Annotated in this window: 1 protein-coding gene; it reads right to left on the bottom strand. The window is 33.5% G+C overall.

The features are described from left to right. Nucleotides 1-77 precede the first annotated feature (77 nt). Nucleotides 78-2881 (bottom strand): DUF6138 family protein (locus J3U42_RS12130; RefSeq protein WP_267336592.1); only part of this gene is annotated, 2804 nt, incomplete at its 5' end.

The raw sequence follows: 2881 nt of genomic DNA, 5'->3' as shown, positions 1-2881 counted from the left end.
AATTTTTTATATTTATCAGAATAATTTGAATTTATCCTGTTTATTGGGGCATAAGCCCCTTTTTATGATTTTATTTTTTATAATTTTGCTAACTTTTCCTGCCAGTATTCTTGATATTGTGGCAGGCGTTTTTGTGCTGTTTGGTATACCTTTTTTAGTTCAGTAGTATCGAGTTTTCTTTCCAGTCTCTCCAATGCATAATCTAGTTTTTTCTGCTGCATATATGCCATAAACAGCAGTGAGGCATCATAGACTTCGCCCATATCCGAGGTGATTTTTTCAAGCTGTTTGATTGCCCGATAATTATTATCATTAAAAATTCCGGCGACTAAAGCTTCATCCAAATACATTATACCGGGCTTGGATTTATCAATGTTTGGGCTTCCTTTGGGACTATCGAAGTAATAGTGTTGTTTTCTTAGTGCGTATAACTTCTCTTTATCGGGCGCTTGTTTGTTCATTGCAACAGCAATCTTGGCAAAATCCATTACACCATAAATTAGCTGAGCTTGGTTTTTACCATAAATTCCCATACCCACTTGATAAGGGGTGCCACTAAAATCAATCACGACCCTTTTACCAAAACAGTACGCTTGTTCAGTGCCCCAAATGATAACAGAGCGGACACCTATGTTATTTTGCACTTTATGAAATTGGATAATAGCGTCGAAAATGTAGGGATTGGTTATCGTTAATGGCGCAAAAATTACTGCTCTCCATGGGGAATCATAAGTTTCCAATTCTCTAACATCAAACCCGCGCTTTTTAGCTTGCAATGGTGTAATGATACAAGGTGGATTTTCAATAAAATCTTGGTCAACTATTGTTAACGGTTCAGATTCGCTTTCATATTTAGGTGGGAGATTATAGATAATTGGTTGACCACTATCTTCTCTTTCTTCCTCAAGAGCGTCTAAAACTAAATTATGAAAATCAGCATAAATCTCTTTTGCTAAAGGATCAGTAGCACGATTGAACAAATTTTTTAACTTCTTCAAGCTATATTTGCCATCTCCCCAAAGACATTCTACCAAGGTAATAATTTTGCGACTTTTAAAAGGGAAATCGCAGCTATTAAAATAATCAGCTAGCTCAGCAAGATTTTGCGGTATTTTATAAAATTGACTGGATAAATCAGGGGGATCTTGTTGACTTAACTGCAATAATGCAATCGCAACTGCTGTTTCAGGCGTAATACCCCAATATTTTTCAAGAACACCACCAAAATAACTTGCAAAAAAATCGTGTTCATCGTCGGTCTCAAGCGCAAATTTAATTGCCATATCCATATGTTTCACATCCGTCATCGCCAAGGCAATAGCAGCAAATGTCCCAGCGACAGAATTATCTTCATCTTGGAGATCTAAACAACAATGAGATACCTCCATTGTTAATTCAATAAATTCTCGTATTTTATCATGTAAACTTTCGTACATCGCTGCTTTGCGGAAAAAGGCATGTGAATCACTGGCTAATGTTTCAAATTCTTCAATAATCTTGGCTAATTCAGGATAGTATTCTGGTTTAGCAATAAAATAAATCCTAAGCCAATACCCTTTAAATATTTTTGAATAACCTTTTTTCATTAAGCCATTTAAATAATCAAGTGCATCTGAATATGCCTGCTCGCTTTCTTGTTTAAAGCGTAAATAAATTTCACCGTCCGTTGGCATGGCTCTGGCGATAATAGTGTCAGTTTCACAAAATATATCATTTTCAGAAAAAGTATGATAAAAACGCTCCGTTTCTGATTGATTACTTAAATCGTCTTTTTTTTCTGGCTTGCAATCATTAATGAGCTGCTGTTCCCACGCTTGTTTTTGAATAATTGCTGGCTCATATCCTTTATCAACTAAGTCTTTAATATAGATATCAGCATATTTAAATTCAAAATTTGCCCATTCAAACTGTAAATCAACTAAACGCCATTTGTTATAATCAAAATCTTCGTATTTCCTTAACAGAGAACGTCCTTTCGATTCAGCCTCTTTTTCACCCGAATAAAGATATTTTTTTAGTAACACTAAAATTCTATCGGTATCATGTTTTCTTACAATACCATCAAAAGCAAAATATTTATCAACAGTATTAGTTAACAAATCTGCATCATATTCATCTGATTGCTCCAGATATTTTAGGTCTCTTTCAAGCTCAAATAGCCTTGTTTGTCGATAGTTTGGTTCAAGTGGTGTTTCAATAATGATATTGTTTATTTGACAAACTACAATGTTAAAATAATTATCAGTTATACCATCAAAAAAACCATCATTTAGCATTTTTTGGAGTTTTTCGGCAAGTAGTGGAAAAAAATATTGATTATTTATTTGATCACAATAACTTTCCGGATCATATTCAAGCTCATTTATATTTTCTGAATAATATGTTTTTTGATTGCATTTATATGTTAAAGAATTTATTTCTAGAAATTTATCCATTCCCCGATTTTTATAATCAAAAGTAATATAAAAACCATTAATTTGATTCGGTAATTTGTAAGCTGGGATATTATCTTCGCCACCTGCTCGGATAGTATTCACAATGCATTGTAATGCGTTAACTATTTTATTTACCATTTGTACCGAATAATCGGTAAGATATTGTTCCGCCAGACTATGGATTGATTCAGAGCGAGTCTTGTAGTGGCTATAAATATATTTCATTACTCCTTCGGCAAAGAGCCCGCTAAAAGTAATTTTTGGATCTTTGATTCTCAAGAAATACGTAATGCAATCAAAGTGAATAGGCGAAATATTCTTGATAAATTTTGAAAAAATGAGCAGAAGCATCTCTTTAATAAAAATTTGAAATTCATTATTGCTGGGGCTTAATGCTTTTAATTGTTCAAATGTCGCTTCAATATCGAACTGCACACCTTGCTTTA

It is taken from the genome of Gilliamella sp. B2923, from assembly GCF_026536565.1.
In the GTDB taxonomy this organism is placed as follows: domain Bacteria; phylum Pseudomonadota; class Gammaproteobacteria; order Enterobacterales; family Orbaceae; genus Gilliamella.
This window is presented reverse-complemented; position numbering and strand designations above follow the sequence as displayed.